Source organism: Pseudoflavitalea sp. G-6-1-2, from assembly GCF_012927185.1.
GTDB lineage: Bacteria > Bacteroidota > Bacteroidia > Chitinophagales > Chitinophagaceae > Pseudobacter.
On sequence record NZ_JABBGB010000003.1, the window covers coordinates 1278464 to 1304788 of the forward strand.

The window sequence follows — 26325 nt, forward strand, 5'->3', positions numbered from 1 at the left end:
TTTTTTTTGAATAAACGATTTAGTGAATGTTTAGGTTACAGGATGGTAACAGATCGAAAAAAGGTCTGATGTCGTCCGATTCGTCGTCGGTCTGTTCTTCTTCCTGTATCTGAATCATGTACCGGGTGCTGTCGTGTTTTCCGTCGGTATTCTTTCCCATACTGTTGGGCCATGCCAGCAGTACGCATCCTAACAACAGCAAACCAGTATATGTAATCCTGCGTTGAATTTTCATAGCATGATGCTTTATTCTTTTTTCAATATCAGCTCCTGCATGGTTCCGTAGTTCTCATAGCTGGAGGTGATTACCTTGTCGCCCACTTTCAGTCCGCCTGTAACTTCGAAGTAGTCAGGGTTCTGGCGTCCCAGCTGGATATCCACTTTGTATGCAGTGCTTCCATTCTCTGTGAGTTTGAAGATCCAGTTGCCACCGGTTTGCTGATAGAATCCGCCTCTTGGCACCAGCAGCGCTTCTGTTTCGTCGCTCAGTGCGAGTCGGATGCTCAGGGTCTGACCACGGCGGATGCCTGTTGGTTTCTCTCCTTCAAATTCCATATCTACCTGAAAGCGTCCGTTGGTTACCTGCGTAAATACTTTTATGATGCGGAGCTTGTATGTTTTGTTGGCGAATGTGAACTCGCCCATCAGCCCGTTGTAGATGCGTGAGATATAGTGCTCATCGATGTCTGCACGAACTTTGAATCCGCTGAGTACGTCGATCTGACCAAGGCGTTCGCCTTTGTTCTTGTTCTGTCCGATCTCTGCATCGAGTGAAGTGAGCTGTCCGTCTACCGGTGCGCGAACAATCAGGTCGCCTACTTTTTTGCGGGTCAGTTCCAGCGTTGATTTTGAACGCTCGAACAGTTCAGTGGCCTGTTGCACGCTCTGGCGTGTGGTGATGCTATCCTGTTCCATGATGCGGTCGGAAAGTTTTTTCTTCTGCACCTGGTAGATATAATTGTTCTCAGATTGTTTGAATTCCTGAGAGCCGATCACTTTTTCGGCGTACAGTTTTTTATTGAGGTTGTATACGCGTTCTGCTTCTCTCAATGTATTGTCTACATCGGTCTGCTGCGTCATTTTGGTAACTGTGTTCTGCAATGCAGCGTTCTTGGCGATCTGCATCTGCGTGAGCAGGTTGTACACGGAGGTTTCCTGATTCACGAGATTGAGTGCGAGATCGGTATTGGAGAGGCGGAGGATGGGTTGGCCCTTGGTCATAACGGTTCCGTCTTCCACGTATTTTTCTTCTACGCGTCCACCTTCGAGGGCATCGAGGTAGATGGTTGAGATGGGGAGTATCACGCCGGTAACCGGTATGAATTCTTTAAAGGTTCCTTTCTTTACTTCGCTGATGGTAATTCTTTCTGTGTCTACATTCAGGCGGCTTTTGCCGGAAGTGAAGTAGTAGCTGGCTGTAATGAGCGCTAAGAGCACAACGATGCCGAAGATGGTCAGCAACTTCTTAGAGGTCCATTTCTTTTTGGCAATAACTCGATCCACGGTATGATAGTTTTAAGATTGTTTGTTTTTCAAAAGTCACCCGGAGGTTCAGGCCGGATGACTTTGGGACCAACACTTCTCATGGTGAGAAAAAAATCAACTGCATCCCTATTATTACAACGCTGTGCCAGTTTAGAAGCTATGTGAAAACCAGTTAGTTAGGTGTAACCTCTCTCGATCCATGTACAGTTGCGGTACACTTTGTGTCCGCTTTTGATACAGTGTACCTCCGGCGCGGAATTGCCGTAAAAAATTGTTTGCCATGCCTTTGTAATTATGGTATAATTGTAGTTGGGTTATGTTGCATAAACCAGAATATTTATTTTTTTACCATGTCGCTGAAGAATGCCTCGATATTAGTTATAGACGATGACCAGGATGTATTGACCGCTGTAAGATTACTGCTTAAAACAGAAGCCAGGGAAGTGGTCACAGAAAAGAATCCGGAAAATATCCGCACCCTTTTATCCAAACAGACCTTCGATGTGATATTGCTCGATATGAACTTCAACAGTTCGATCAATACGGGCAATGAGGGCATTTACTGGTTGGGAAAGATCAAAGAATTCAAATCCGAAGCGGCGGTGATCATGATCACGGCTTATGGCGACATCGACCTCGCCGTGCGTTCACTCAAAGAAGGCGCTGCCGATTTTGTAGTGAAGCCATGGCATAACGAAAAGCTGCTGGTCACTATCCGCGAAGCAATGAAGCGTAAAGGGAAAGCCGCAGCCACACCGAGTTTCAGGGCCGATTCAGTGATCGGTTCCGAACTGGTGGGAGAGTCGGAGATCATGCAGGATATCTTTCATAAGATTGAAAAGATAGCCCCTACGGATGCCAACATACTCATACTCGGAGAGAATGGAACCGGTAAAGACCTTATCGCCAAAGCCATTCACCAGCAATCGCTTCGTTCGGATAAAGTGATGGTGAAAGTAGATGTGGGCGCACTCACCGAAAGCCTTTTCGAGAGCGAATTGTTCGGCCATAAGAAAGGCGCTTTCACCGACGCGCGCGAAGACCGTGTAGGACGATTCGAAGCGGCCACCGGAGGCACATTGTTTCTCGATGAGATCGGCAATATCGGATTGCATCAGCAGGCCAAACTGCTGAGCGTTCTGCAGAACCGTCAGGTTGTGAAACTGGGTACCAATACGCCGGTGGATATCAATATACGCCTCATCTGCGCCACCAACGTGCCATTGGCTGAACTGGCCAATGAGAGCCGCTTCCGCAAAGACTTGATCTATCGTATCAATACAGTGGAGATAATGGTACCGCCACTGCGCAAACGTGGCCACGATATTATTCTGCTGGCCAAACATTTCAGCCGCGTTTACAGCAACAAGTACCTCAAACCCGTGCTGGAGTTCGATACCAAAGCCATGGACAAATTGCTGAGTTATCATTATCCCGGCAATATCCGTGAGTTGCAGTATACTATCGAACGCGCAGTGATTATGGCAGATGGCAATGTGTTGCAGGCAACAGATCTCATCTTCTCACCCATAGAATCGTCACCTGCATTGAAAGACGATGAGCCGGATGAACTGAAGCTGAGTGCCGTGGAGAAGAATACCATTCTGCGCGTGATAGAAAAACACAATGGCAATATCACCAAGGCCGCCAAAGAACTGGGACTTACGCGAACTGCACTGTATCGCCGTCTCAGCAAATACGATATTTAAACAATGGACTTTTTCAAAAGAAACGAGTGGAGAGTTCTGGTAAGGGTACTGGCACTGTTTGTGACCATTACCATCTCATGCCTTATCATCATCAAAGGATGGTATGTGTATCTGGTGGTGATGATTCCCGTCATCATTGCACAGCTGATAGATTTTTACAAACTGCAACGCAAAGCGCATGATGAACTGAAACAGTTTGTAGAGTCGGTTCATTATCGCGACTTCAGCAGGTATTTCGATGTAAAACACGCCCCGGTTGAGTTACAGCCCTTACGGCAGGGATTCAACGAAATCAATACCACCATCAAGGGCATCACGCGCGAACGCGAAACACAGTATCAGTATCTGCAGAAAATTCTGGAGCTGATCGATACCGGAATACTGATGTACCGCGAAGACGACGGAACTGTAATGTGGATGAACGAAGCGCTGAAGAACCTGTTGCAGCTTCCTTATCTCAAAACCATTCACTCACTCGAACGCCGCGATAAAGAACTCTACATTCAGGTAGAAGCATTGCGACCCGGCGACAGCAAAATCGGAACAGCACATCTGGATAAAGCGCCATTTAAAGTATTGCTCTCTGCCACTGCCTTTCAAACAGATGGCGTAAAATACAAACTCATCGCATTTCAGAATGTGAACGAGGCGCTCGACGAAACAGAATCGAAAGCATGGCAGAAACTGCTGAGTGTAATGACGCATGAGATCATGAACTCCATTGCGCCGATCTCTTCACTGGCAGCCACGCTCAAAGGCAGGCTGCATGAAGCTGCCAATGAACTATCCGCTACTCCCGGTGCACTCGACGATCTGGAACTTGGCATCGATACCATCAAAAGAAGAAGTGAAGGCCTGCTGAAATTCGCAGAAACCTATCGCAATCTGAATAAGATCACGGCGCCTAATCTGCGTAAGGTATATGTGCGTGATCTCTTCGAGAATCTGTACAATCTGATGCTGCCGACTTTGTTGCAGAAGAAGATCGAGCTGGAGATCAATCTGAAAGATCCTGATCTGATGCTCGATGCAGACACTAACCTTGTGGAACAAGTGCTGATCAATCTGGTGGTGAATGCGATGGAAGCGGTGAAAGATAAACACGAGCCGCACATCATTTTATCGGGTTATCTGGCATCGAACCGGAAAACAGTTATCCGCGTGAGCGATAACGGATCGGGCATGTCGGAAGAAGTGCTGGAAAAGATCTTCATTCCATTCTTCAGTACGAAGAAGAGTGGTAGCGGAATCGGGCTGAGTTTGTGCAAGCAGATAATGATGCTGCACAGAGGCCATATTCAGGTGCAGTCCGTAGAAGGAGAGGGCACTGCATTTATTTTGCAATTCTGATGATACATTTGTCTTATGAAAAAACCACTTGGACTAAGTTTGCTTTTGATGCTGGGTTTGATTGCCAGCTCATTCGCTCAGGTAAAAGACGCATCCAAAAACCTGAAACTGCAGGCAGAAAAAATGGGAGCTGCACTGGTGAAGGGAGATTTTAAGACCTTCTCAACATACAATCACCCAACAATTCTGCAAATGATGGGAGGTGCGCCGAAAATGATCGAACTGATGAACAAGGCCACCAGCAATATGAAAACGCAGGGCATGAGTTTCAACAAAGTGAGCTTTGGCGAGCCATCGAAATTTGTAAAGAGCGGAAAAGAATTGCAGACAACCATCCCGCAATTGATTGTGATGAAACTGGCAAAGGGCAGATTGGAAAATGCATCTACCTTAATTGCAGTTTCTTCGGACAATGGAGCAAACTGGGTATTCATCGATACTTCCAATAAAGACCTGGCCACCATACAGAAATTTATTCCTTCCATCAGTTCGTCGCTGGTGATTCCTCCAACGAAGCCACCGGTTAAGTACGATAACTGATCAGAAAAAGAAAAAGCCATCGACTGTGCTGAAAATTCAGACCAGCCGATGGCTTTGTAGTTATTTCTGATGATCAGTTTGCGGCAGTGAGCACGCGTTTCGCGAGCCAGCTGTCTTTGAGCGGCACCATCCAGTTATTTTCAAGCTCCTCTTTTGTCAGTACCAGGTTATTGAAATAAATGGTATCTGCATCGATGAATTTATTCTCCAGTGCATATTTCACCTGCGACATGGGCAATACCTGCACTTTATCTTTCACCACAAATGCCAGGCTCTGCCTGTCGAACATATTCACTTTATAGAGTGCTTCGATGTCTTTGATGAGGCGAACGGAACTGTCGGTGCTGCATCCGCTTACACCGGTAGCAGATTCATCGGCCATGAGAATGATAAACTGACCGAAGAACAAGGTTCCGAAACCTTTCACGGGAGTGCCATGCGATTTCCAGTTGGCGGCGAAATGATTCAGGAGATCTTCCAGTTGCAATGCCTCGCCCATGGTAAACAGGCGGCTGCTCTGGTATACCCATACGCGGGAGTCTGCTGCAAAATCAGCCGGTAATAATTCTTTGTAATTCCAGTTCATGGGGGCAAAGATACGAAATGCTATTCCATGGATTGTGCAACAAGTTCGGCAACGTCGAGAACCTGAACATCGCCTTCTTTTTCCCTGTTTTTCACCCCATCGGTGAGCATGGTATTGCAGAAGGGGCAGGCGGACGCGATCACGTTTGAGCCGGTTGCGAGGGCTTCATCGGAGCGTTCGATATTGATGCGGGTGGTTCCTTTTTCTTCTTCTTTGAACATCTGGGCGCCACCGGCTCCGCAACAGAGACCTTTGCTGCGGCAGCGTTTCATTTCCACCAGTTCTGCATCGAGCACTTCGAGCACTTTGCGGGGTGCTTCGTAAATGTCGTTGGCACGGCCAAGGTAGCAGCTATCGTGATAGGTAATGCGTTTTCCTTTGAAAGCGCCGCCTTCTTTGAGACGGATCTTGCCTTCGTCGATCAGTTGCTGTAAAAGGGTGGTATGATGCATCACTTCGTAGGTACCGCCAAGCACGGGGTACTCATTTCTGAAGATATTGAAACAGTGAGGGCATGTAGTAACAATTTTCTTAATGCCGTATCCGTTCAGGATCTGGATATTCTGATAGGCCATCATCTGGAACATGAATTCGTTGCCGGCCCTGCGGGCAGGGTCTCCGGTACAAACTTCTTCTTTTCCGAGGATCGCGAAACTGATACCGGCCTTGTGCAGAATAGTGGCAAATGCCTGGGTGATCTTCTGAGCGCGCTGATCAAAACTTCCGGAACATCCCACCCAGAACAGAATATCCGGGTTTTGGCCATTTGCCATCATTTCGGCCATGCTAGGTACATGCATTCAAAAAATTTTTGTAAATCTACAGCAAAACTTCAAACAGGCCACATTTTACAGTACATTGAAATACAAATGAAAAGCTGGCACGTTATTTATAGTTCTACTGCAGAGGCTCCTGGTCTGATCTCCTGAAAAACCATGTACTTATCCATCCGGCAGTACATTTTTTCGCAAAAAAACCAACCTACCGATGCAATTACAACAAGCTGTCAGCAACATTTTTGTTCAGCTTGCGGGGACTTTGGAACAATTGTCCGGGCAAGAATACGTTTGTCCCTGCCAGTCTTTGTCCGATCATACCATCGGGCAGCATGTACGCCATATCATAGAACTGTTCCAGTGTCTGGAGCATGGTTATGAAAGTGGTACCGTAAATTATGAGAAACGCCCAAGGGACCGCAAGATAGAAACCGATAAGCTGCTGGCTTCGTTGCTGCTGAAGCAGATCCATCGCGATCTTGGCCGTTCAGACCGGCCGCTGCTGCTGGAAGCGTCTTACGATCATCAAGCCATGCAGCCTGTTCAAATCCACACTAATTATTTCCGCGAAGTAGCCTACAATCTGGAGCATACCATTCACCATATGGCATTGATCAGAATCGGCATCCGCGAAGTATCATCATCCGTTCAACTGCCGGAAAATTTCGGCGTAGCATCCTCTACCGTTAAGCATAAGCAACAATGTGCACAGTAACTTTTGTTCCTTCAGGAAAAGAACTCTTCATCACCTCAAACAGAGATGAAAAACAATGGCGTCCGTCGGCCATTGCACCGGAAATACTCAGTTTCCCTTCGGGAAGTATGTTGTTTCCGAAAGACCCGCATGGTGGTGGCACCTGGATCGCGGCCCACGAAAATGGCAATGCCATCGTATTCCTCAACGGAGGTTTTGTAGCGCATACGCCCCAACCACCGTACAGGAAGAGTCGCGGACTGATTCTGCTCGACCTGCTCGACAGCATTTCGCCCGTAAACAGTTTTACCGCAATCAATCTCAATAATATCGAACCATTCACGGCAGTGATCTGGGAAGATGAACTGCTGTTCGAATGCCGCTGGGACGGCAAGCGCAAACACAGTACCGACCTGAATTCCGGCAGACCGCATATCTGGAGTTCCGTTACGCTCTACGAAGAATCTGTGTGCAGCAAACGGCAGCAGTGGTTCAGGGAGTGGCTGCAAAAGCATCCTGAACCATCAGGAGAGGACATCATCCATTTCCATCGTTTCACCGGCGATGGCGACCAGCACAATGATCTGCTCATGAACCGCGCCGGCAAAGTAAGCACCGTGAGCATAACGCAATTGAAGATCAATCCCGAACAAACTACCATGTGGTATAACGATCTGCAGCAGGATCATGCTGTATCAGTATCATTATTGCAGGAAAAAACAATGGCCGGCCGCTGATGAATTTTCTACAAGCGATCTTTCACCGACCTTTCTTCATCCGTCTGATGCACTGGGAATACTGGAGCCAGAATGCTGTATATATCTGGATCTATCCCATTTGGTTATTGCTGAGTATCCGTGCGCGATCGCTGTTCTTTTTTGCTGCGGCCAATCCACGCATCACCAATGGAGGATTCCTCAACGAAAGCAAGAAAGATATCGTTCCGCTGATACCCGAAGCGCTTCATCCACGAACCGCTTTTTTTGAATTGCCTGCCAATGGAGACATCGTGCTGGCTGAGCTGCAAAAACATAATCTGCAGTTTCCGCTGATCGGCAAACCCAATATCGGCGGGCGCGGACGCGGCGTAAAAGTGCTGCCCGATGAAGCCGCTGTGCGCGCGTATGTAAGCAAAGCCTATCTCGATTTTCACATACAGGAGTTTGTGCCTTACAAAAAAGAAGCGGGCATATTTTATTGCCGTTATCCCGGTGAAACCCGTGGACGTGTAACCGGTATAGTGGAGAAAGAATTCATGTCGGTTACTGGTGATGGAAAGCATACCATCCGACAGTTGCTGCAACAAAACTCCCGCGCATTGATGTATCTCGAAAGTTTCTCCAACATGCACGGTGCGCGGCTCGATCTGATACTGCCCAAAGGGGAGACGATGGTGGTCTCGCCATTCGGCAATCACGCGCGGGGCGCAAAATTCCTCGATGTCAGCGATAAAGCAGACGAGACTTTTAACGAGATGATCGATACCATCTGCCAGCAGATTCCCGACTTCTACTACGGCCGGCTCGATATTCGATACCGCAGCTGGGAAGAACTCAAAGCGGGCAAGCATTTTTCCATTATTGAAGTGAATGGGGCAGGAGCGGAGCCCACGCATATCTACGATCCGAAACATTCCCTTTTCTTTGCATGGAAGGAGATTGTGCGGCACTGGATCATACTTAACAGAATCAGCCGTGCAAACAGAAAGCGTGGCCATCCTTACCTTAGCTGGAAGGCAGGTGTGGAAATGATGAAGCTCGATAAGATCATTTCAGCGAAGCTCGCCGCCATGTCGGAATAGTGCACCAATCACTCAAAAATTCATCCATGCAATTACTGCGCATATTTGGTGTTGGACTATGCATCAGTTTTCTCGGCACACTTCCGCTGGGAACGCTGAATGTAGCTGCCATGCAGATAGCGGTAACGGATGGCGTTAATCCCGCACTGGGGTTTTCGCTTGGCGCATTGCTGGTGGAGATCTGTTATGTGCGGCTTTCATTGGTGGCGATGGATTGGGTGAGCAAACAAAAGAAATTGTTCCGGTTTCTGGAGTGGTTTACGTTAGTGATTATTGTTGCGCTGGCAGTATCGAGTTTTATTGCGGCGGCGCATCCGTTGGGTGAAGGAAAGAATGTGATACTCAGTAACAGCATGCCGCGATTCTTTCTGGGGATTACAATGAGTGCAGTGAATCCTGTGCAGATACCATTCTGGTTTGGATGGAGTACGGTGCTGTTTACGAAGCAGATTCTGCAGCCGAGATCGGATCATTATAACGCATACATATTGGGGATAGGTTGCGGTACATTTATCGGAAATGCGGTATTTATTTTTGGAGGAAGGATGATGGTAAACTCGCTGAATGCGAACCAGCATGTGCTGAACTATGTGATTGGAGGCGTGTTTGCGGTTACTGCGCTGATTCAGTTCTGGAGGATGATGAGAAAGAAGAATATACCGGAGCCGATGCAGGAAATGGATAAGAGGGCAACCACGGACTAAGCTCGGACAGACCAGGGAACAACCACGGATGGACCACGGAACAACCACGGAAAAATCATTGCAACTCATAACTAAAAGCCCCGGCTGGATTACCAGTCGGGGCTTTGTATTGAATATCTTTTGAAGTTTAAGATTGCTGAGAAAGCGTTTCCGTCCATTTATCGCGGTCGTCCGGACTGAACTTCCAGGGCGCAAAGTTATTCTCGATATTGCTGAACATCACATTCCATTCCTGCGGTGCATTGCTCTCATCCATGATGAGGTAGCGGCGCAGTTGCAGGATTATTTCCAGCGGGCTGATGCTCACCGGACATTCCTGAACACAGGCATTGCAGCTGGTGCAGGCGCGGAGCGCTTCCTCTGAAATGTAATCGTGGAGCAGTGATTTGTTATCGTCTACAAAGCTGCCGTTCTTATCGATATTGCGGCCTACCTCTTCGGCGCGGTCGCGGGTGTCCATCATTATTTTGCGGGGAGAGAGCACTTTGCCGGTCTGTGTAGCCGGACAAGCAGCGCTGCATCGTCCACATTCCGTACAGCTGTACGCATCCATGAGATTGCGCCAGCTCAGATCCATTACATCTTTTGCACCGAATTTATCGGGAGCTACTGCATTGGCCGGAGCCAGTTCGGGCTGCATGGCATACAGTACTTCGTTCTGGATAGATTCCATATTGTGCATCTTGCCCATTGGTTCCAATCGCGCGTAGTACGCGTTAGGAAATGCAAGAATGATGTGCAGGTGTTTGGAATATGGCAGGTAATTGAGAAATGCCAGTACACCGATGATGTGCAACCACCAGCATCCGCGTTCAACAGCCACCAGCGCTTCATTGCTCATTCCGTTGAGCAGAGGTTGCAGGTGTTGTGAGATCACAAAATTGCCGGTGAGGTGTTCGCCGAAATGTCCGTATCTACGCTGCTGTAGCAAAGTGTCTGAAGCATTGAGGAAGAGGAACAGCAGCATCAGTACAATCTCCGTAATGAGAATGTAATTGGCATCGCTGCGTGGCCATCCATCGAGATCGCGGCTGATGAATCTTTTCAGTTTAATGATATTCCTGCGGATGAGGAATATGGCGCAACCGAGGGTAACGCCAACGGCCAGTATCTCGAATGAATTGATGAGAAAAGAGTAGAAGCCTCCTAAAAATCCTGCGAAGAGGCGATGCGTTCCGAATATGCCATCCAGAATAATCTCCAGCATCTCGATATTGATGATGATGAAACCGGCATACACGATAAAGTGCAGTACAGCCACCAGCGGGTTGCGGAACATTTTCTTCTGACCCAGTGCAAGCAGCACCAGATTGCGCCAACGGGCAGACGGATTGTCCGAAAAATCTTCATCCTTGCCCAACAGGATATTCCGGCGGATCTTCAAGATATTTTTTGTGAAAAACCAGATGGCAAAACCGGCGGCTATCACAAAAAGTATTTGCTGGAGATATTGCATGAAATATAATGGTTATTAGCCGCTAAGATACAAGTTTTCAGTTTTGTTACTAGATTTGAAAAAAAATCAGATGCCAAGGAAGTATATACTGGACCAGGACACTGCGAAAAAGAAACTGCAACGCATGGCCTATGAGATTGTGGAGAATAACCTGGATGCTCCGAAGATCATCCTGGCCGGTATTCGTGAGAATGGGAGCGTGATTGCCACCATCATGCAGCAGCTGCTGCAACAGATTGTTGAAATACCTGTTGAATTACTGCATATTTCCCTCGATAAAAAGAATCCCGGAGAAGTGGTGCTGAGTGCACAGCCCGATTTCAATGGTCAGGTGATCATCATTATCGATGATGTGGCCAATTCCGGAAAGACCATGCTGTATGCGATGCAGCCTTTCCTTTCCTATCATCCCAAGAAAATGCAGACGCTGGCCCTGGTGGAGCGTACACATAAGACCTTTCCGGTGAATACAGATTATGTGGGATTGTCGGTGGCGACCACATTGCTGGAGCATATTTATGTGGAGACGGATGGAAAGGTGGTAACGGGCGCTTATCTGGAGTAAGTCACTTTACTGTTTCCAGAAAAAATGCTGCAACTCCTTCCGCTATTGCTGCCGGTCTGCATCCTGTGAGATTGGTAAGCAATATCACCGTGAGGTCTTCTTTCGGATAATAATTCACTACAGCCCGCCCGCCTCCAAGCGCTGATACATACGGATGCTTCTCCTGATCGAGCACCGACCAGCCCATGGCATATCCGGTATAATTATCTCCGAATCCCTTTGTTTTTCCGTTGTTGAGTTTTACAGGTGTCCATAAAGTTTGGAGGCTTCCTTGTTTTTTGAGGAATGTACCGTTTTTTAGTGCGTGCATCCAGTTTGCCAGTTCTTCTGAAGTGCTGAATACGCCTGCATCTGCGCGTGCCATATGCGGGAAGATCTCGTAGCAGGTGAGCCATTTGTTTCCTTTTTCCAATTCTCCTGTGGCAGGGTTGCGGGAGTAGAAACTATAGGTAGGTCCTTTGTCTTTGATGGCTTCGTTGGAGTTGGCATAGAAAGTTGATTTCATGCCGGCTGGTACAAATTGCTGTTGTGTGATCCAGTCTTCATAATTCATCCCGCTATATTTTTCAATCAGTTTTTGAATCAGCACATAATTGGTGGTGATGTAATTGAATGTTTCGCCGGGTTTCGCAAGAAGCGGTTGTCGCTGAACGAGCGCCCAGGCTGTGTCTGGTCCCTTGCCTCCAATGAGTTCTTCGGTGATGTCGTCTTCAATATTGGGTAAGCCCGATTGATGGGAGAGGAGTTGCAGAATAGTTACCTGGTGCCAGCTTTGCGGAAGATTAGGTAAGTGTTTGCCAACGGCATCGTTCAGTTGCAGCTTGCCTGCTTCTGCGAGCTGCATGATGGCTACACCTGCAAATATCTTGGATGTGGAGTTGATAGAAAAAATGGTATTGCTTTTTACCGGCGACTGAAAGGAAATTTCTGCAAGCCCTTTGTTAGTGGAGTAAATGGTTTTATCACCATGCATCACCAGTACCTGTAATCCGGGAATTTGCTTTTGCGTCATTTGTGCATCGAGGTAGGCAGATACTTTTTCAGAAGTTTGTTGAGCAGATGCGGCAATCGAAGCAGCAAACAGCCAGAGGCAGATGGCAATGGATTTTTTCATGAAAGGAAGTTAATCAATTGCTGTGAGCACAAGAGTCTGCTGAAATGGAATTTAAGCCGTTGATGTAATCAGGCTAGTTAACAGGTTTTATCGGAGGTGGTTCAATGCCGCGTATACGCATAATTTCACGGACCTTCCTTTTCCAGCTGCTTCGGGCAGTTCTCCAATCTTTAAGAGAAGACATTATGGATATTCTGTCGTTGGAATGTGAGGGGCGGAGCGGTAGCACATTGTAATCGATGTTATCGAATTCCAATAATGCACCTAGGTTCTCGATTGGGTTTGTTTCGTGATCCAAATCGAAGAGGCATCTGTGTTCCGGGAGATTATATCTTGTTCTTTTTTCTTCCAGCGCATTCAGCAAATAGTCTAAATTGATTTCATCAGTAATGAAATCGAGATCATAAATATCTTTGTTAGCCTTTCTGTTACTGGCACTCATCAACTTGAACAAACCAATATCGAGTTTCGAAACTAATCTGATATTCTGAAACTCTTCAAAAGGCTGAATGGTTTTCATGTTTTGAAGCACTTCCACTTTTACTACTTCATCAGTTGTTTTTATAAATGCTCTGAGAAAGCAAAACTGATCTCCCAGATCTGTATTGATGACTTCACAATACATTACTGCATCCTTAAAATGTGCTTTGAGGCTTTCTTCCATTTGCTTCATGCCAGAAATTCCTACAATCTCTGAACTGATTAAATCTATATCCTCAGATACGCGGTGATTATAAAGAAGTGCAAGATTTGTCCCTCCTGCAAGTGCAAAATTGGCAAATGCAGGTAACGATTGGATTTCAATAATCAAGGATTGAAGATCTTTGCTTACAGCTTCCAAAATCAAGGAATTTAGAGAGAAAATCTGTGAAAAACCGGGATGGAATATCGCTTTGAAACCAATTCGCATACCTCATTACTGATTCGTTCTTTTGTAGCTTTCAAGACCGTAATAATTTGATCGGAGCTATAAAAGTTTTCGAGTTTTGAAATATCCTTATCGAAGCTGGACTGATTGGTCATGTAAAGTGCCCTTGGAATTATCAGGTCCTGATCCTTTTCGGCATCGAGTTGTTGATAATCCATATCCCAAAAAAGAAACTTTGGAAAGATGGAGGATATGCTGGGCTTATTCATAATGTTGAAGTTACTTCTTTTGACAAATTTTTTTGTCAAAAGTTGCCAAAAAATTGGCAAAGGCCTCATTTAGAGGCCTTTGAAAAAGATTAAACAAGTATCTGAATTGGAGTTAATTACATTCTCTCGGGAACTCGGATCCCTAACAGTTTCATTCCGTTCTTAATAATCCTTGCTGTAATTACCGCAAGTTTCATTCGCAGAAGTTTTTGATCCATTGATTCTGCATGTAAAATGTTGTGTTCTGCAAGGAAAGAGTTGAAGGTTTGAGCTAATCTAAAAACATAGCTGGCAATAACCGATGGATTATGTTCAATTCCTGCTTGATTAATAATCGAGGGGAATTGTTCTGCAAGTACAATAATCTCTTTTTCTTTAGGGAACAATTCCACGTTATTATTAACCTCTTCACTAAACGTATAACTTTCCGAATATTCTATCTTTTTTAGAATTGAATTGATCCGCGCATGCGTGTACTGAATAAACGGACCCGTGAATCCCTGAAACTCTATCGACTCATTCGGATCGAACAACATCTTCTTTTTCGGATCTACACGAAGCAAAAAGAACTTCAGTGCACCGATACCCAGAATATCATACAGATCGGCCAGTTCAGCAGGAGAGAAGTCCTTCACTTTTCCGAGCTCCTCTGTTTTTGCTGCGGCGATTTTGATCATTTCATCCACGAGATCATCGGCATCCACTACAGTGCCTTCGCGTGATTTCATCTTTCCGCTTGGCAGTTCAACCATGCCATAGCTGAGGTGATAGATGCCGTCTGCGGAAGCCAGTCCGAGTTTCTGTGCAATCAGCTTGAGTACTTTGAAGTGGTAGTTCTGTTCGTCGCCCACCACGTAAATGCTCTGATCGCTTTTGTATTCTTCGGATCTCTGAACAGCGAGGCCAATATCCTGCGTGATGTATACCGATGTGCCATCTTTTCTTCTCACGATCTTTTCGTCGAGGCCATCGGCTGTAAGATCGATCCATACACTGCCATCTTCTTTCGCATAGAACACGCCTTTCGCAAGGCCCTGTTCTACGAGGTCTTTACCAAGCAGATAAGTATTGCTTTCGTAGTATGTTTTGTCGAAGTCGGAACCGATGCGTTTGTAAGTGGCATCGAAACCTGCGTACACCCAGCTGTTCATCTGTTTCCAGAGTGCGATGGTTTCCGCATCTCCCTGTTCCCATTTGAGCAGCATCTGACGAACGGCCTTCATGGCTTCGCTGCTGTTGCGCGCGATCTCTTTCAGTTCGTCTTCCGCTTCTTTCTTTTTATCGCCGCTTAGTGTGGCGAGTTTATTGAGGATGGCCTGCGCTTTAGGCTGATCGCCGGATTCCACGTCTGTAAGATCGCCGGTAAGGATCTTTTCGAGGATGGGGGCGCTCTGCTCTTTCAGCAGGTTCTCGAACTTTACATAATATTCACCTACGAAGTGATCACCTTTGATGCCGGTGCTTTCCGGCGTTGCGCCATTGGCGAAACGCTGCCATGCCAGCATCGATTTGCAGATATGCACACCGCGATCGTTCACGATGCAGGTTTTCACTACTTCATTGCCATTGGCTTTGGCGATCTCGGCAATGCTCCATCCGAGAAAGTTATTGCGGAGGTGCCCCAGGTGCAGGGGCTTATTGGTGTTGGGGGAGGAGTACTCCACCATTACTTTATGTGTGTTGCCTGAATGATAACCGTAGTTTGCTTTTCCGGCATTCTCGTCGAGGAATTGCAGCCAGTAAGCTTCTGCCACAGTAAGATTGAGGAATCCTTTGATCACATTGAAAGCAGTGAAAAGCTGCGGATGTTGCTGAACCAGCCGGGCTCCGAGTTCCTGTCCGAGTGCTTCCGGGCTCTTTTTCAATGGTTTCACCAGTGCGAAGAGCACAACGGTATAATCGCCCTCGAATTCCGGTTTGGTTTCGTTGACCAATACGGAAGATGCGGGAAAGTCTGTCTGATATAAAGCCTTGATCTCTATATGAACTGCTGACTGAATTGCTGCAACAATGCCCATTTACGCTGTTTAAGGGGGCAAATTTAATGCATTAATTAACAATAGCTAGTGGGTTGGGCATAATCCTGTGACGGCTTTCCCCTAAATTTGCACGGCCAAATGGAATTTGAATGCTGAAAGACTGGATCATACAAACCATCGACTTCTTTTATCCGCCATTCAAAAAATGGATGCCGAAGCAGACTTTTCGTTATGCGGCCTGTGGTGGTGGCAATACCCTGCTCGACATCTTCATTTATTATATCAGTTACAATTTCATACTTAATAAACAGATCGTGCACACGCCGGTGGGAGCCATCAGTCCACACGTAATGGCGATCTTCATGGCGTTTATCGTGAGCTTCCCGATGGGGTATTTTCTGAATCGTTTTGTGGTATTTCCGGGATCAACCCTCAAAGGACGAGTGCAGTTGTTCCGGTATTTTCTGCTGGTAGTAATCTGCATCGGCCTCAATTATATCTTCATCAAACTGTTTGTGGAGCAGTGCCATATTTATCCTACCGTGGCCAAAATCCTTACCACTGTTATTGTGGTCAGCTTCAGTTATCTCACACAAAAGCAGTTCACTTTTAAAGTGGAGCCTGCTGAGGTGAATAACGAGCAGCAGTAATCAAATTGCAACGATACATTAATGCATTTTGGGTTCCGTAACGCTGAACCAGTTGCCGCAACCATCGAGCATTACGGCTTCGATGCCATAGAACTGTTCGCGTGGTTCGGATTTGAATTCAACGCCTTTTGCTTTCAGTTCTTCATAAGTAGCTCTGCAATTGGGAGTGGTGAAAACGCCGGCACCCATGATGCCACGATCCAGCAGTACCCTGATGGCTTTTCTGGCTTCCTCATCAAAACCATCGAAGCTGTTTACACTCATGATGATGATTTCGAGATCGGGCTGATCGGGCGCATTCAGCGTTAGCCAGCGCATCATCACCTGTTTCGCTTTTTCTTCTTCATCCCCCTCACATTCGCCCTGTGGCATGGTTACATCGGTATGTACTTTAAAACCAAGTTTGTTTACGTAGAAATCATAGGCTTTGTCCTGATCAGTTACGAAAAGGGTAGTGTGACTCATTTTTGTGATCATACTTGTTGTTTTTGATGAAATGAAGGTAGCTGAATCGTCAGCGGATCATGTATCGGATATTGCTATTCTGTGCCGGAAGTTTTTCTTTCGAGATAATTCTGCAGAAAGCAGGAAGGGATGAATGTGCGGGGCTGCACTTTTGCCTGTTGTTTTTTTACCATCCATTGCTGACGGTAACTCTGTGGTGGCAGTCCGGTTTCCTTTTTGAAGAGCAGGCTGAAACTCGCCGTGCTTTCGAAACCTACTTCCGTGCAAACTTCGGTGATGCTCAGGTTTTGCTGCAGCAGTTCCTGTGCTTTGTTGAGGCGCTTGCGCGTGAGATACTGATGGGGAGTTTTACGGTACACCCGGCAGAAGAGGCGATGAAAATGGAAGCGGGAGAAAAAGGCCTGTTCAGAAATGCCTTCGAGACTGATGGGTTCATGGAAGTGCGTATCCATGTACAGTTTGGCAGCAACGAGGCGCTGAGCGGTATGTTCAGTCAGTTCCATTCTGCTAAAGTTACCAAATAGAAGTGATGAGGTACCAGAGCATCATAAAACAAACCACGATCTTGAGAAACGAACCGACGAGAAAGCCGATGAAACTGCCGAAGGCGGCGCGGAGGGAGCGGTTGGAGTTTTGTCCTCCCAGCATTTCACCCACGAAAGCGCCAATGAATGGTCCGATGATAACACCCCAGGGCCCCATCCAGAAGGCGAGGAGAAAACCGAGGGTGCATCCCCAGGCTCCATACTTTGTTCCCCCGAATTTTTTGGTGCCATAAATTGGCACAACATAATCGAGCACAATGGTCACCACCACCACAATGGCCCAGATCACCAGAAACCGGGTGCTGAAAGGATTGGGATCGCGAAGCTGCTGAATCAGCAGTCCGAACCAGGCTATCGGCGGACCTGGCAGAACAGGCAGCAGACTGCCCGCCAAACCGAGTAAAATCAGCACAAATCCGAGTATGATCCACAGCCATTCCATCAGAAAAAAGTTTAGAAAGCCCAAGTTACTGCCAATTTTTCACCTTTCGGCCAATGGGCATAATGATTGATAACCAATATACGAACTTAAAATTCAGCATAATTATGGGAAAGATTATAGGAATTGACCTGGGTACCACCAATAGCTGCGTAGCGGTTATGGAAGGTAACGAACCTGTGGTTATCGCCAATGATGAGGGACGCCGTACTACCCCGTCTGTGGTGGCTTTTTTGAAGAATGGAGAAAGAAAGGTTGGAGATCCGGCCAAAAGACAGGCCATTACAAACCCACAAAACACTATCATGAGCGTGAAGCGTTTTATGGGACGCCGCTTTGATGAAGTGTCGGAAGAAATCAGCCATTGGAGCTACAAAGTTGCCAAAGGTGACAATAATACTGTACGTATTGACATAGATGGTCGCTTATATACACCGCAGGAAATCTCTGCCATGATTCTTCAGAAAATGAAGAAGACTGCAGAAGATTATCTCGGTCAGGAAGTAACGGAAGCGGTGATCACCGTGCCTGCCTACTTCAACGATGCACAACGTCAGGCAACCAAAGAAGCCGGTGAAATTGCCGGTCTCAATGTTCGCCGTATTGTGAACGAGCCTACAGCAGCAGCGCTGGCTTACGGTCTCGATAAAGCTAAACATGATGAGAAGATCGCCGTATTCGACCTTGGTGGCGGTACCTTCGATATCTCCATCCTCGAACTGGGTGATGGTGTATTCGAAGTGAAATCTACCAACGGTGATACCCACCTCGGTGGCGACGATTTCGATAAAGTGATCATGGACTGGCTGGCCGACGAATTCAAAAAAGAAGAGAACGTTGATCTCCGCAAAGACCCAATGGCACTGCAACGCCTGAAAGAAGCAGCAGAGAAAGCAAAAGTGGAATTGTCTTCTTCAAGCGAAACAGAGATCAATCTTCCATATATCACCGCTATCGACGGAGTGCCTAAGCACCTGGTGAAAAAACTGAGCCGCGCTAAATTTGAGCAACTCGCCGACAAACTGTTCGAGCGTTGCCTCAAACCATGCGAGCAGGCACTGAAAGATGCCGGCCTCAGCACTTCAGATATCGACGAAGTGATTCTCGTAGGTGGTTCTACACGTATCCCTAAAGTACAGGAGATCGTAGAGAAATTCTTCGGAAAGAAACCCAACAAGGGTGTTAACCCCGACGAAGTGGTAGCAATCGGTGCAGCTATTCAGGGCGCCGTACTGACCGGTGAAGTGAAAGATGTACTGTTGCTCGACGTAACACCTCTTTCTCTCGGTATCGAAACAATGGGTGGTGTAATGACTCGCCTCATCGATTCGAACACTACCATCCCTACACGCAAATCAGAAACATTCTCTACTGCCAGCGATAATCAGCCTGGTGTACAGATCCATGTATTGCAGGGCGAACGTCCGATGGCCAATCAGAACAAGAGCCTCGGAACATTCAACCTCGATGGTATTCCACCAGCGCCACGCGGCGTTCCGCAGATCGAAGTAATTTTCGATATTGATGCCAACGGTATCCTGCATGTAACAGCCAAAGACAAAGGCACAGGTAAAGAACAGAAGATCCGCATCGAAGCAGGTTCCGGTCTCAGCAAAGACGAAGTAGAAAAGATGAAGAACGAAGCACGTGCCAATGAAGCATCTGATAAAGCTGCACGTGAGCTGGTAGACAAAATCAATGCTGCCGACAGCATGATCTTCCAGACAGAAAAACAACTGAAAGAGTTTGGCGACAAGATCCCTGCTGATAAAAAAGCACCGATCGAAGCTGCACTCAACAAACTCAAAGAAGCACATAAATCACAGGATATTGCTGCCATCGATGCCGCAACCGCAGAGATGAACAATGCCTGGACAGCAGCTTCAGAAGAGATCTACAAAGCGCAGCAGGGTGGAGCACAGCCCGGCGCTGATCAGGCAGGTGCCAATGGTGCCGGTCAGAACAACAATGGCGGCGGTGAAAATGTAACCGATGCCGAGTTCGAAGAAGTGAAGTAATTCGCGAAACACAACCTCTTCCATAAAATAGGCAAGGCCGCTTCCAGTGATGGGGGCGGCTTTTGTTTTTGAATATCCTCCAAAAAAATAAGAGCAGTCCCGGGTTAAGACTGCTCTTCGAACTTGTGTGGTTAATGGTTCAGGTCAATGGAAAGGATCGCATTCAGATCCATTTATACGTATGAGAACACTTTACAAAAATTGAAATTCCCGCCGATGGCAGCAGTCTACCGGCGTACTACGAATACACGCCGGCAAAACTGATCAGCCATTGATACCACCCTTGTACCAGTTGAGAATTGAATGTTTAGCCTCCTATAAAGGACTGATGCTAAGGTAGCCCGGCTATGCTGGGGAAAATGGGGATTGTAGGCGAACAACGGCTTTTTGTATGTGAAGGAAGGCCTTCGTATGCCCGGCGTATGCTGTTGAGTTATCGGAATCTGAACTGATTCAGAAACTCATCCTTATAACTTCTTCCAATTGGCAACTGCTTCTGCGATAAGTTCACTTCCTGATCGGAAAAACTCTGAATCATATTGATGTTTACAGCGTAGGAACGATGTATGCGCACGAGTGGTTTGTAATTGATCTTTTCGATCAGCTGATTCAATGAAAGCCGCAACAGCAGCTTCTTTTCAGCGGTTACCAGCTGCACGTAATTATTGTCTGCTTCTGCGTAGAGAATATCATCCAGCTTCAGTTTTACAAAAATATAGTTGTGCTTCACAAAGATGTAATCATTCATTTGCAGAATGGTTTCTTTCTCCGTGAGTTCGGCAGGGGATGCCGGAGGTTTGTTGTCGATGGGTACCAGTTTACCGGATGCCTGTTCTGTTCTTACTGCAAAATTGCTGATGGCAAGTTCAATCGCTATCCGCACATTGGTGATAGTGTATGGCTTTGCGAGAAATGCTGCGGGGTGCGTAGCTTTTGCGCGTTCGAGCGTCTTCGTATCGGTGAAGGCAGTGAGATAAATGAGCGGCACCGATCTGTGTTTCAGCAACTCCGTGGCTGTGTCGATCCCATCTTTTTTGCCGATGATATTTACATCCATCAGCACGATATCGGTTTCGTATTCCTTGAAAAGTTCCAGTGCTGTTTCGGCATTGTCTGCGATGCCGGTTACTTCGTAGCCATCGCGTTCGAGCCCGGCTGCGAGATCCATGGCTACAATCGCTTCGTCTTCTACCAACAGTACTTTTATTTTCTCTTCCATACCGATGTTTAGGCCGCCTGCGCGGGAATATTGATAATGAAATGTGTGCCGTTCTCTACCTGCACCTGCTGCGTGGCGCGCAGTTGTTTGCAGAGTGCTGTTATCAATTGTTTGCCAAAACTGTTGTGTGCTTTCTTCCATTTTTCCGGATCGAGGCCTGTGCCATTGTCGCGAATATCTATCACCAGCGAATCTGTGCCGGTGTTGTAGGATAGGCTGATGCCCAGCATCGGACGAACAACTCCCTTGTAGGCGTACTTCAGCGAATTGGTGACCAGCTCATTGATGATAAGACCCGCGGGCAAAGCTTTGTCGATATCGAGAAATTCACGGCTTACATCGATGTGCAGATCGAAATCATCGCGCTGGTATCCGTAGGATGCCACCAGCGATTCTGCCAGATCGGTGAGGTATTCTCGCATGTTCACCGTAGTGATATTGTCTGTTTTGTATAGACGCTGATGAATAAAACTCATGGCCTGTACTCGCAGCTGGCTTTCTTTGAGCACAGCAATGGCATTTTCGTCTTCGAGACGATTGGTCTGAAGACTGAGCAGGCTGCTTACGATCTGAAGATTGTTCTTCACGCGATGGTGCAGTTCTTTCATCATTACCTCCAGTCGTTTCTGCTGTTGCGAGATCTCTTCTTTCTGCCTGCGCATATTCCGGTAGAGAACAGAAAGCCAGATCATCACACCGGCCAATACGCCGATGCCGACCAGCAGCCAGGTGATATTGCGGCTTCTTGCTTCGCTCTGCAAGGTGAGTTTGGATATCTCTCCTTCTTTCTTGTTGGTTTCGTATCGTGTCTGCAACTCCAGCATTTCAGCGGTTTTGCTGAGATTGGTGAGGGAGTCGTCGAGTTTGTCCTGAAGAATGTAGTAGGCTAACGCTGAATCGAGATTGCCCGCGCCTTTGTAAGAGCGGTACATCTGCCCGTATGCATTCTGCATGCGGTTGGGGTTGTTAAGGGCCTTGCAGGCTTCCAGCATTTTATAGGCGAACTGTAAAGACAGCTGGTGTTTGCCCAGCATCGTATAGGCGTAAGAGATATTCCCATAGTTGTGCGAAATGCCCAGATCGTAGTGATTGAGCTTGTTGATCTCTAAGGCTTTGAAAAGATATTCGAGGGCTTTGTTGTAATCGTTCCGGTATTCGTTGTACACCTGGCTCATATTGTTGTAGAGCTTGCCCAGCAGGTGTTTGCCAACAGTTCCGTTTTCTATGAGTGCAATGGCCCGATCGTAACAAATGATGGCGCTGTCGTAGTAATATCGTTTGTTGTATTGCTTGCTTTTATCGCGCAGACAGATGCCCTGCATGTTGAGTGCATCAGCCATTTCGGTGGTGTCTTTGAGGGAAAGATTGATGTTGTATGCTTCGCGTGCGTAGGCAATGGCTTTATCGAGATAGGCTTCGGTGTTGTTGCTTCCGGAAAGATCTTTATGCAGCTGCGCCAGATCGAGCAGCAGGTCTGCTTTTGGCGCGGACAATTGCAGAGAGTCGTAGATGCGGGCCGCAGCCAGTCCGGCTTCCATGGAACCATTGTAGTCTGCCTTATTTCTGAGGGCTACGCAAATATGATGTAAGGCTCCCGCTCTTCCCTGAGGGTAGTTGTTGGCTTCAGCCAGCAGTTTGGCTGCATTGGCATAATAGAATATGGTGTCTCCGTTATGGCTTCGCCAGCTTTTGGCGATGGCAATGAGATTGTCTGTTTTTTTTGTTGGATCGTTGCTGCTGCGGAGTTGCCGGTGGAGGCTGTCGAGTAACCGGGATGATGGTTGCGCCTGCACATGATACATGCACAGCACTACGGCTATCAGCGGCAGGAGTCTTAGTTTGTGTTTCTTACACACAAGGATAGGCGAGGGGTTTAGGCCCCAAAAATAATGAATTGGTGGTTTTTATCAGATGATCTCCATCTTCTTCATCAAAAAAGATGCATTCTTGTTCTTGGCAACCCCGCGCTGGAGGGTGTAATCGAATAGCAGTTGTCCATCCCTGATAATGCTCTCAAAGCAGTAATTGCTTACCCGTCCTTTGAGTTCCTCTTCGAGTATGCTGAGGGCAAGATCGTGTGTGGCAAAGAGCGTAACGCAATTGTACTGAAGCAGTTTGCGGATGAATTGTTCGGAGCCATGGGTTTTGTCTTCCGAGTTGGTGCCCCGCAATATTTCATCGATCAGTATGAGTGAGGGAGCCTGCTGCGCCTGCAGAAAATGGATGATCTGCTGCAGTTGCTTCAGTTCGGCCATGAAATAAGAAGTATGCTCCTGCAACGAATCGCTTACGCGGATGGAACTGAGGATATTCATCGGCGTGAATCTGAAAGATGCTGCACAAACCGGCGCCCCGCACTGCGCCAGCAACAGATTGATGCCGATAGTGCGCAGGAAGGTGGTTTTCCCACTCATATTGGATCCGGTAACCAGCATCAGTTTTTCCGCTTCTCCGATAGTGAAATCGTTGGCCACTCTGCTGCCCGCAGGTATCAGCGGATGGGCCATGGCAGTGGCTGCAATCTGCGGTTCACCGGCACTGCTCACTTCCGGCTGAATAAAATCAGGATTGTTGAAACTGAAGGTGGCAAAGGAATTCAGGGTTTCGATGGCGCCTACGCCATCTATCCACTCATCGAATTGCTCTTTGTGATTTGTTTTCCATTTGTCCAGCGCATACATGCACTGAATATCGTAGAGGAAGAAACTGTTGAGGAAAAGATTTACCAGCAGGTTCAGTCGCTGATCGAACATGCCGCTGAGGCTGCTCAGTTGACTGATGGACTTATTAGCTGATTGCGCACGTTTCTTTTCATCGATCAGCACGGCTGCATCACCTGTTTCGACGCTGCTGAACAACTGAAGTATGGTGCCGTATTGTTCCAGTATCGATTGTTTTTTGCTTAGCAGATTATGCTGATGCAATATCTTCTTTGCAAATAAACCGGTTACAACCCAGCTGATGAGAATGCCCGGCACCAGCCAGGTATATTCCATGGTGAATGCTACCACGATAAATCCGATGATGCTGAGCACAGGCAGGGCCCAGCGTACAATGCGTATCCATCCGATATGTTGCAGTACGGTGGGCATTTGCAGCCAGGCGAGTACGTCGTGCAGGTTGCCTTCTTTTTCTCCGTGCAATAGTCCGTTTGCCGTGAGCAGCTGACGCAGTTCGCGCTGCCCCGCCATTTGCTGAATGGCCTGCTGATTGGCGCGTATGGATGCTGCATCGGGATCAGGACGAAGCAATGCCTTTTGCAGTTTTTCTGTTCCGTGCGAAGTGGTGGTACGGTTCAGCAGATGATACAGCGATCCCTTGCCGAATATATCGAGATCTGCTGCATAACCCGCTTCGGATGCGGCTTCCCGGCCATCAGGGAACTGGCTGGGTTGCTGTTGCAGCATCGCTGCCTCATTGGTGTTTACGAAAAGCAGTTTGGTGGTAAGGGCTTTATCATCATTCAGTTTAAATGCCTTTCGAACCAGCATTATGAAGATAATGAGAATACTAACGGTAATGCCCAGCAGCCATGTTGGTTTATCGTTCCTGAAATAATAATATCCGGTGGCAGCTACTCCGAGAAAACTGAGCAGTCTGAACATCGATACCCACAGTAATTGTTGATGCAGCTGCTTCAGGCGTTGCTGCAATGTGGTGATTCTTTGCTGATAATATTCCAGGGGATTCATGGCTGAAGGATAGGTTTATTGTTGCTGCATCAGCACCTGCACCGTTTGCGGAGTCTGCTGCTTCAGTTTTATTTGTTGCCCTTTGGTGAGTTGCTGAAGCACCGGCTCTTCGTAGTGGCGAACAGTGAGAAGGGTGAGACCTTTCTCTACCTGCACTTCAAAGAAATCCGATGCATCGAGGGCGAGCTTTTCTATTTTATCTGCTCTGTCGTCCAGACAGATCTGAATGCTTACAGCGCCGGTCTGAATGAGGTTGGGCTTTATCTTGATGTCGGTAAAAAGCTGATAGAGATCTGCTACCGGCTTTTCTCCCACGAAAGAGAAATCTTTTGAATGCAGGTGCAGCAGCGCCTGATTGCTTTTGAGCACAATAATCGGAGGGAGGCCTTTCACCTGTTTGTTATGAATGATGGTGCCGGGCAGGTTTTGATCGAGAAAACATTTCACCAGCAGGGGAATGCCTTTATTCTGCAATGGTTTGATGGTTTTCGGATGGATCACCTGTGCGCCGTAGTAAGCCATTTCGATCACTTCTTCGTAATTGAGTTCGGCGATGAACTGCGCATCGGGAAATTGTTTGGGATCGGCATTCATCACACCTTCCACATCTTTCCAGATGGTTTGGCTTTCTGCATCGAGCAGGTTGGCGAAAACGGCAGCGGAGTAGTCGCTTCCTTCACGGCCGAGGGTAGTGCTTTCGTTTTCGTCGGTAGATCCGATAAAACCCTGTGTGAGCACAATTTCTGCTGTTTCGAAAAGCGGGCGAATGTCTTCCAGAACGCGCTGGCTGGTGTAGTTCCAGTCGATAGCGGCATCGCGGAAATTATCGTCGGTACGGAAGATATCACGAACATCGATCCACTGACTGCGGAGGCCGCTTTCGTTGAGGTATGCACTAACGATAGCGGTGCTGAGCAGTTCGCCTACGCACACGATCTGATCGTAATAATAATCGTATTCGCGAACAGGCTTATCGTGAAGCAGCCATTCCACTTCGGTAAAGAAATGACCCAGTTGCTCCATCAACGGATTGAAATGTGTAACCAGCAGGTATTTGGCGGTGGTGATATGGCTTTGTTTGATGGCTTCGAAGAGTTTCAGCGCTTCGTCGGTATGGCCTGCAAAGAAGGCTTCGGCTACTTTTTCGAGGGCATTGGTGGTTTTGCCCATGGCAGATATTACAATCAGTATCTTTTCGTTGGGATAGCTTTTGAGAATGCTTGCTGCATGCTGAATTCTTTCCACCGTCTGCACACTGGCACCGCCAAATTTGAACACCTTCATAGTACACTCAATAATTTCTGTAATGGATTGGTTATTAGACGGGGCAAATATACAGTTCGGCTGACACAGAAAATAAACCTTTTCGTCAATACAAACAGCGTATTAGCGCTCTACCTT

The 26325-nt window shown here is 47.2% G+C and carries 25 protein-coding genes; 10 read left to right on the plus strand and 15 right to left on the minus strand.

What is annotated here, in order from left to right; translation table 11 throughout:
- Positions 1–19: 19 nt before the first annotated feature.
- A complete protein-coding gene (locus HHL16_RS22530; RefSeq protein ID WP_169427590.1) occupies positions 20–235 on the minus strand; it encodes a hypothetical protein in 216 nt (71 codons plus the stop codon).
- Positions 236–246: 11 nt separating this feature from the next.
- Positions 247–1503 (minus strand): HlyD family efflux transporter periplasmic adaptor subunit, encoded by a 1257-nt coding sequence (locus HHL16_RS22535; RefSeq protein WP_169427591.1) that lies wholly within the window; start codon positions 1501–1503, stop codon positions 247–249.
- Positions 1504–1835: 332 nt separating this feature from the next.
- Here HHL16_RS22535 and HHL16_RS22540 point away from each other — a divergent pair, with 332 nt between their 5' ends.
- The 3 genes from HHL16_RS22540 to HHL16_RS22550 are packed head-to-tail and all read left to right on the plus strand — an operon-like array spanning position 1836 to position 5084.
- Positions 1836–3194 carry a sigma-54 dependent transcriptional regulator gene (locus HHL16_RS22540; RefSeq protein ID WP_169427592.1) on the plus strand — a complete coding sequence of 453 codons (1359 nt, stop codon included), beginning with the start codon at positions 1836–1838 and terminating at the stop codon, positions 3192–3194.
- A gap of 3 nt (positions 3195–3197) precedes the next feature.
- Positions 3198–4544, plus strand: coding sequence for a HAMP domain-containing sensor histidine kinase (locus HHL16_RS22545; RefSeq protein WP_169427593.1), 1347 nt, complete (start codon positions 3198–3200; stop codon positions 4542–4544).
- A 15-nt stretch (positions 4545–4559) separates the two neighbouring features.
- Complete coding sequence (locus HHL16_RS22550; protein ID WP_169427594.1) at positions 4560–5084, plus strand: hypothetical protein; 525 nt, start codon at positions 4560–4562, stop codon at positions 5082–5084.
- A 73-nt stretch (positions 5085–5157) separates the two neighbouring features.
- Here HHL16_RS22550 and HHL16_RS22555 read toward each other — a convergent pair whose 3' ends face one another.
- Complete coding sequence (locus tag HHL16_RS22555) at positions 5158–5670, minus strand: hypothetical protein (protein ID WP_169427595.1); 513 nt, start codon at positions 5668–5670, stop codon at positions 5158–5160.
- Between the two features lie 20 nt (positions 5671–5690).
- Positions 5691–6470: a (Fe-S)-binding protein gene (locus tag HHL16_RS22560; RefSeq protein ID WP_169427596.1), complete on the minus strand. Its 780-nt coding sequence runs from the start codon at positions 6468–6470 to the stop codon at positions 5691–5693.
- Positions 6471–6657: 187 nt separating this feature from the next.
- On the opposite strand from HHL16_RS22560, the gene HHL16_RS22565 reads away from it, so the two are divergent.
- The 4 genes from HHL16_RS22565 to HHL16_RS22580 are packed head-to-tail and all read left to right on the plus strand — an operon-like array spanning position 6658 to position 9645.
- Positions 6658–7161, plus strand: a complete 504-nt coding sequence (locus tag HHL16_RS22565) for a DinB family protein (protein WP_169427597.1) — start codon at positions 6658–6660, stop codon at positions 7159–7161.
- On the plus strand, positions 7149–7877 hold the full coding sequence (locus HHL16_RS22570; RefSeq protein ID WP_169427598.1) for an NRDE family protein: 729 nt from the start codon (positions 7149–7151) through the stop codon (positions 7875–7877). Before HHL16_RS22565 ends, HHL16_RS22570 begins: the two co-directional genes overlap by 13 nt.
- Positions 7877–8941, plus strand: coding sequence for a D-alanine--D-alanine ligase (locus HHL16_RS22575; protein ID WP_169427599.1), 1065 nt, complete (start codon positions 7877–7879; stop codon positions 8939–8941). Before HHL16_RS22570 ends, HHL16_RS22575 begins: the two co-directional genes overlap by 1 nt.
- Positions 8942–8967: 26 nt before the next feature.
- A complete protein-coding gene (locus HHL16_RS22580) occupies positions 8968–9645 on the plus strand; it encodes a LysE family transporter (RefSeq protein WP_169427600.1) in 678 nt (225 codons plus the stop codon).
- Between the two features lie 127 nt (positions 9646–9772).
- On the opposite strand, the gene HHL16_RS22585 is transcribed toward HHL16_RS22580, so the two are convergent.
- Positions 9773–11101, minus strand: a complete 1329-nt coding sequence (locus HHL16_RS22585; protein ID WP_169427601.1) for a (Fe-S)-binding protein — start codon at positions 11099–11101, stop codon at positions 9773–9775.
- A 70-nt stretch (positions 11102–11171) separates the two neighbouring features.
- Here HHL16_RS22585 and HHL16_RS22590 point away from each other — a divergent pair, with 70 nt between their 5' ends.
- Entirely contained in the window at positions 11172–11666 is a 495-nt protein-coding gene (locus HHL16_RS22590) for a phosphoribosyltransferase family protein (protein WP_169427602.1), read from the plus strand.
- A gap of 1 nt (position 11667) precedes the next feature.
- Here the strand turns inward: HHL16_RS22590 and HHL16_RS22595 are convergent, their stop codons facing one another.
- The 3 genes from HHL16_RS22595 to argS form a co-directional block, all read right to left on the minus strand.
- On the minus strand, positions 11668–12780 hold the full coding sequence (locus HHL16_RS22595) for a serine hydrolase domain-containing protein (RefSeq protein ID WP_169427603.1): 1113 nt from the start codon (positions 12778–12780) through the stop codon (positions 11668–11670).
- Between the two features lie 73 nt (positions 12781–12853).
- Positions 12854–13690 (minus strand): nucleotidyl transferase AbiEii/AbiGii toxin family protein, encoded by an 837-nt coding sequence (locus HHL16_RS22600; RefSeq protein WP_169427604.1) that lies wholly within the window; start codon positions 13688–13690, stop codon positions 12854–12856.
- 343 nt (positions 13691–14033) lie between these two features.
- Complete coding sequence (gene argS / locus HHL16_RS22605) at positions 14034–15935, minus strand: arginine--tRNA ligase (RefSeq protein ID WP_169427605.1); 1902 nt, start codon at positions 15933–15935, stop codon at positions 14034–14036.
- A gap of 110 nt (positions 15936–16045) precedes the next feature.
- Here argS and HHL16_RS22610 point away from each other — a divergent pair, with 110 nt between their 5' ends.
- On the plus strand, positions 16046–16546 hold the full coding sequence (locus HHL16_RS22610; protein ID WP_240966293.1) for a GtrA family protein: 501 nt from the start codon (positions 16046–16048) through the stop codon (positions 16544–16546).
- Between the two features lie 18 nt (positions 16547–16564).
- Here HHL16_RS22610 and HHL16_RS22615 read toward each other — a convergent pair whose 3' ends face one another.
- The 3 genes from HHL16_RS22615 to HHL16_RS22625 all read right to left on the minus strand — a co-directional run bounded on the left by HHL16_RS22615 (position 16565) and on the right by HHL16_RS22625 (position 17998).
- Positions 16565–17023 carry a VOC family protein gene (locus HHL16_RS22615; RefSeq protein ID WP_169427606.1) on the minus strand — a complete coding sequence of 153 codons (459 nt, stop codon included), beginning with the start codon at positions 17021–17023 and terminating at the stop codon, positions 16565–16567.
- A gap of 62 nt (positions 17024–17085) precedes the next feature.
- The gene (locus tag HHL16_RS22620) at positions 17086–17514 is read right to left on the minus strand and encodes an AraC family transcriptional regulator (protein ID WP_169427607.1); all 429 of its coding nucleotides are present in this window, start codon (positions 17512–17514) and stop codon (positions 17086–17088) included.
- A gap of 10 nt (positions 17515–17524) precedes the next feature.
- A complete protein-coding gene (locus HHL16_RS22625) occupies positions 17525–17998 on the minus strand; it encodes a DUF456 domain-containing protein (protein WP_169427608.1) in 474 nt (157 codons plus the stop codon).
- Between the two features lie 104 nt (positions 17999–18102).
- On the opposite strand from HHL16_RS22625, the gene dnaK reads away from it, so the two are divergent.
- The gene (gene dnaK, locus HHL16_RS22630; RefSeq protein WP_169427609.1) at positions 18103–20013 is read left to right on the plus strand and encodes a molecular chaperone DnaK; all 1911 of its coding nucleotides are present in this window, start codon (positions 18103–18105) and stop codon (positions 20011–20013) included.
- 433 nt (positions 20014–20446) lie between these two features.
- Here dnaK and HHL16_RS22635 read toward each other — a convergent pair whose 3' ends face one another.
- Genes HHL16_RS22635 through HHL16_RS22650 form a run of 4 tightly spaced genes read right to left on the minus strand, consistent with a single transcriptional unit; the run spans position 20447 to position 26208 of the window.
- Positions 20447–21232, minus strand: coding sequence for a LytTR family transcriptional regulator DNA-binding domain-containing protein (locus HHL16_RS22635; protein WP_169427610.1), 786 nt, complete (start codon positions 21230–21232; stop codon positions 20447–20449).
- An 8-nt stretch (positions 21233–21240) separates the two neighbouring features.
- A complete protein-coding gene (locus HHL16_RS25375; RefSeq protein ID WP_169427611.1) occupies positions 21241–23088 on the minus strand; it encodes a sensor histidine kinase in 1848 nt (615 codons plus the stop codon).
- A gap of 51 nt (positions 23089–23139) precedes the next feature.
- Positions 23140–24924, minus strand: coding sequence for a hypothetical protein (locus HHL16_RS22645; RefSeq protein WP_169427612.1), 1785 nt, complete (start codon positions 24922–24924; stop codon positions 23140–23142).
- Between the two features lie 15 nt (positions 24925–24939).
- Entirely contained in the window at positions 24940–26208 is a 1269-nt protein-coding gene (locus HHL16_RS22650) for an aspartate kinase (RefSeq protein WP_169427613.1), read from the minus strand.
- Between the last annotated feature and the right edge of the window lie 117 nt (positions 26209–26325).

Coding starts and splice junctions, on each gene's coding strand:
- HHL16_RS22635 (WP_169427610.1), bottom strand. CDS start 21,232: ATGGAAGAGAAAATAAAAGTACTGTTGGTAGAAGACGAAGCGATTGTA.
- HHL16_RS22645 (WP_169427612.1), bottom strand. CDS start 24,924: ATGAATCCCCTGGAATATTATCAGCAAAGAATCACCACATTGCAGCAA.
- HHL16_RS22610 (WP_240966293.1), top strand. CDS start 16,046: ATGCTGAAAGACTGGATCATACAAACCATCGACTTCTTTTATCCGCCA.
- HHL16_RS22560 (WP_169427596.1), bottom strand. CDS start 6,470: ATGCATGTACCTAGCATGGCCGAAATGATGGCAAATGGCCAAAACCCG.
- HHL16_RS22600 (WP_169427604.1), bottom strand. CDS start 13,690: ATGCGAATTGGTTTCAAAGCGATATTCCATCCCGGTTTTTCACAGATT.
- HHL16_RS22555 (WP_169427595.1), bottom strand. CDS start 5,670: ATGAACTGGAATTACAAAGAATTATTACCGGCTGATTTTGCAGCAGAC.
- HHL16_RS22620 (WP_169427607.1), bottom strand. CDS start 17,514: ATGGAACTGACTGAACATACCGCTCAGCGCCTCGTTGCTGCCAAACTG.
- HHL16_RS22545 (WP_169427593.1), top strand. CDS start 3,198: ATGGACTTTTTCAAAAGAAACGAGTGGAGAGTTCTGGTAAGGGTACTG.
- argS (WP_169427605.1), bottom strand. CDS start 15,935: ATGGGCATTGTTGCAGCAATTCAGTCAGCAGTTCATATAGAGATCAAG.
- HHL16_RS22580 (WP_169427600.1), top strand. CDS start 8,968: ATGCAATTACTGCGCATATTTGGTGTTGGACTATGCATCAGTTTTCTC.
- dnaK (WP_169427609.1), top strand. CDS start 18,103: ATGGGAAAGATTATAGGAATTGACCTGGGTACCACCAATAGCTGCGTA.
- HHL16_RS22575 (WP_169427599.1), top strand. CDS start 7,877: ATGAATTTTCTACAAGCGATCTTTCACCGACCTTTCTTCATCCGTCTG.
- HHL16_RS22595 (WP_169427603.1), bottom strand. CDS start 12,780: ATGAAAAAATCCATTGCCATCTGCCTCTGGCTGTTTGCTGCTTCGATT.
- HHL16_RS22540 (WP_169427592.1), top strand. CDS start 1,836: ATGTCGCTGAAGAATGCCTCGATATTAGTTATAGACGATGACCAGGAT.
- HHL16_RS22565 (WP_169427597.1), top strand. CDS start 6,658: ATGCAATTACAACAAGCTGTCAGCAACATTTTTGTTCAGCTTGCGGGG.
- HHL16_RS22550 (WP_169427594.1), top strand. CDS start 4,560: ATGAAAAAACCACTTGGACTAAGTTTGCTTTTGATGCTGGGTTTGATT.
- HHL16_RS22615 (WP_169427606.1), bottom strand. CDS start 17,023: ATGATCACAAAAATGAGTCACACTACCCTTTTCGTAACTGATCAGGAC.
- HHL16_RS22625 (WP_169427608.1), bottom strand. CDS start 17,998: ATGGAATGGCTGTGGATCATACTCGGATTTGTGCTGATTTTACTCGGT.
- HHL16_RS22585 (WP_169427601.1), bottom strand. CDS start 11,101: ATGCAATATCTCCAGCAAATACTTTTTGTGATAGCCGCCGGTTTTGCC.
- HHL16_RS22590 (WP_169427602.1), top strand. CDS start 11,172: ATGCCAAGGAAGTATATACTGGACCAGGACACTGCGAAAAAGAAACTG.
- HHL16_RS22530 (WP_169427590.1), bottom strand. CDS start 235: ATGAAAATTCAACGCAGGATTACATATACTGGTTTGCTGTTGTTAGGA.
- HHL16_RS22650 (WP_169427613.1), bottom strand. CDS start 26,208: ATGAAGGTGTTCAAATTTGGCGGTGCCAGTGTGCAGACGGTGGAAAGA.
- HHL16_RS22570 (WP_169427598.1), top strand. CDS start 7,149: ATGTGCACAGTAACTTTTGTTCCTTCAGGAAAAGAACTCTTCATCACC.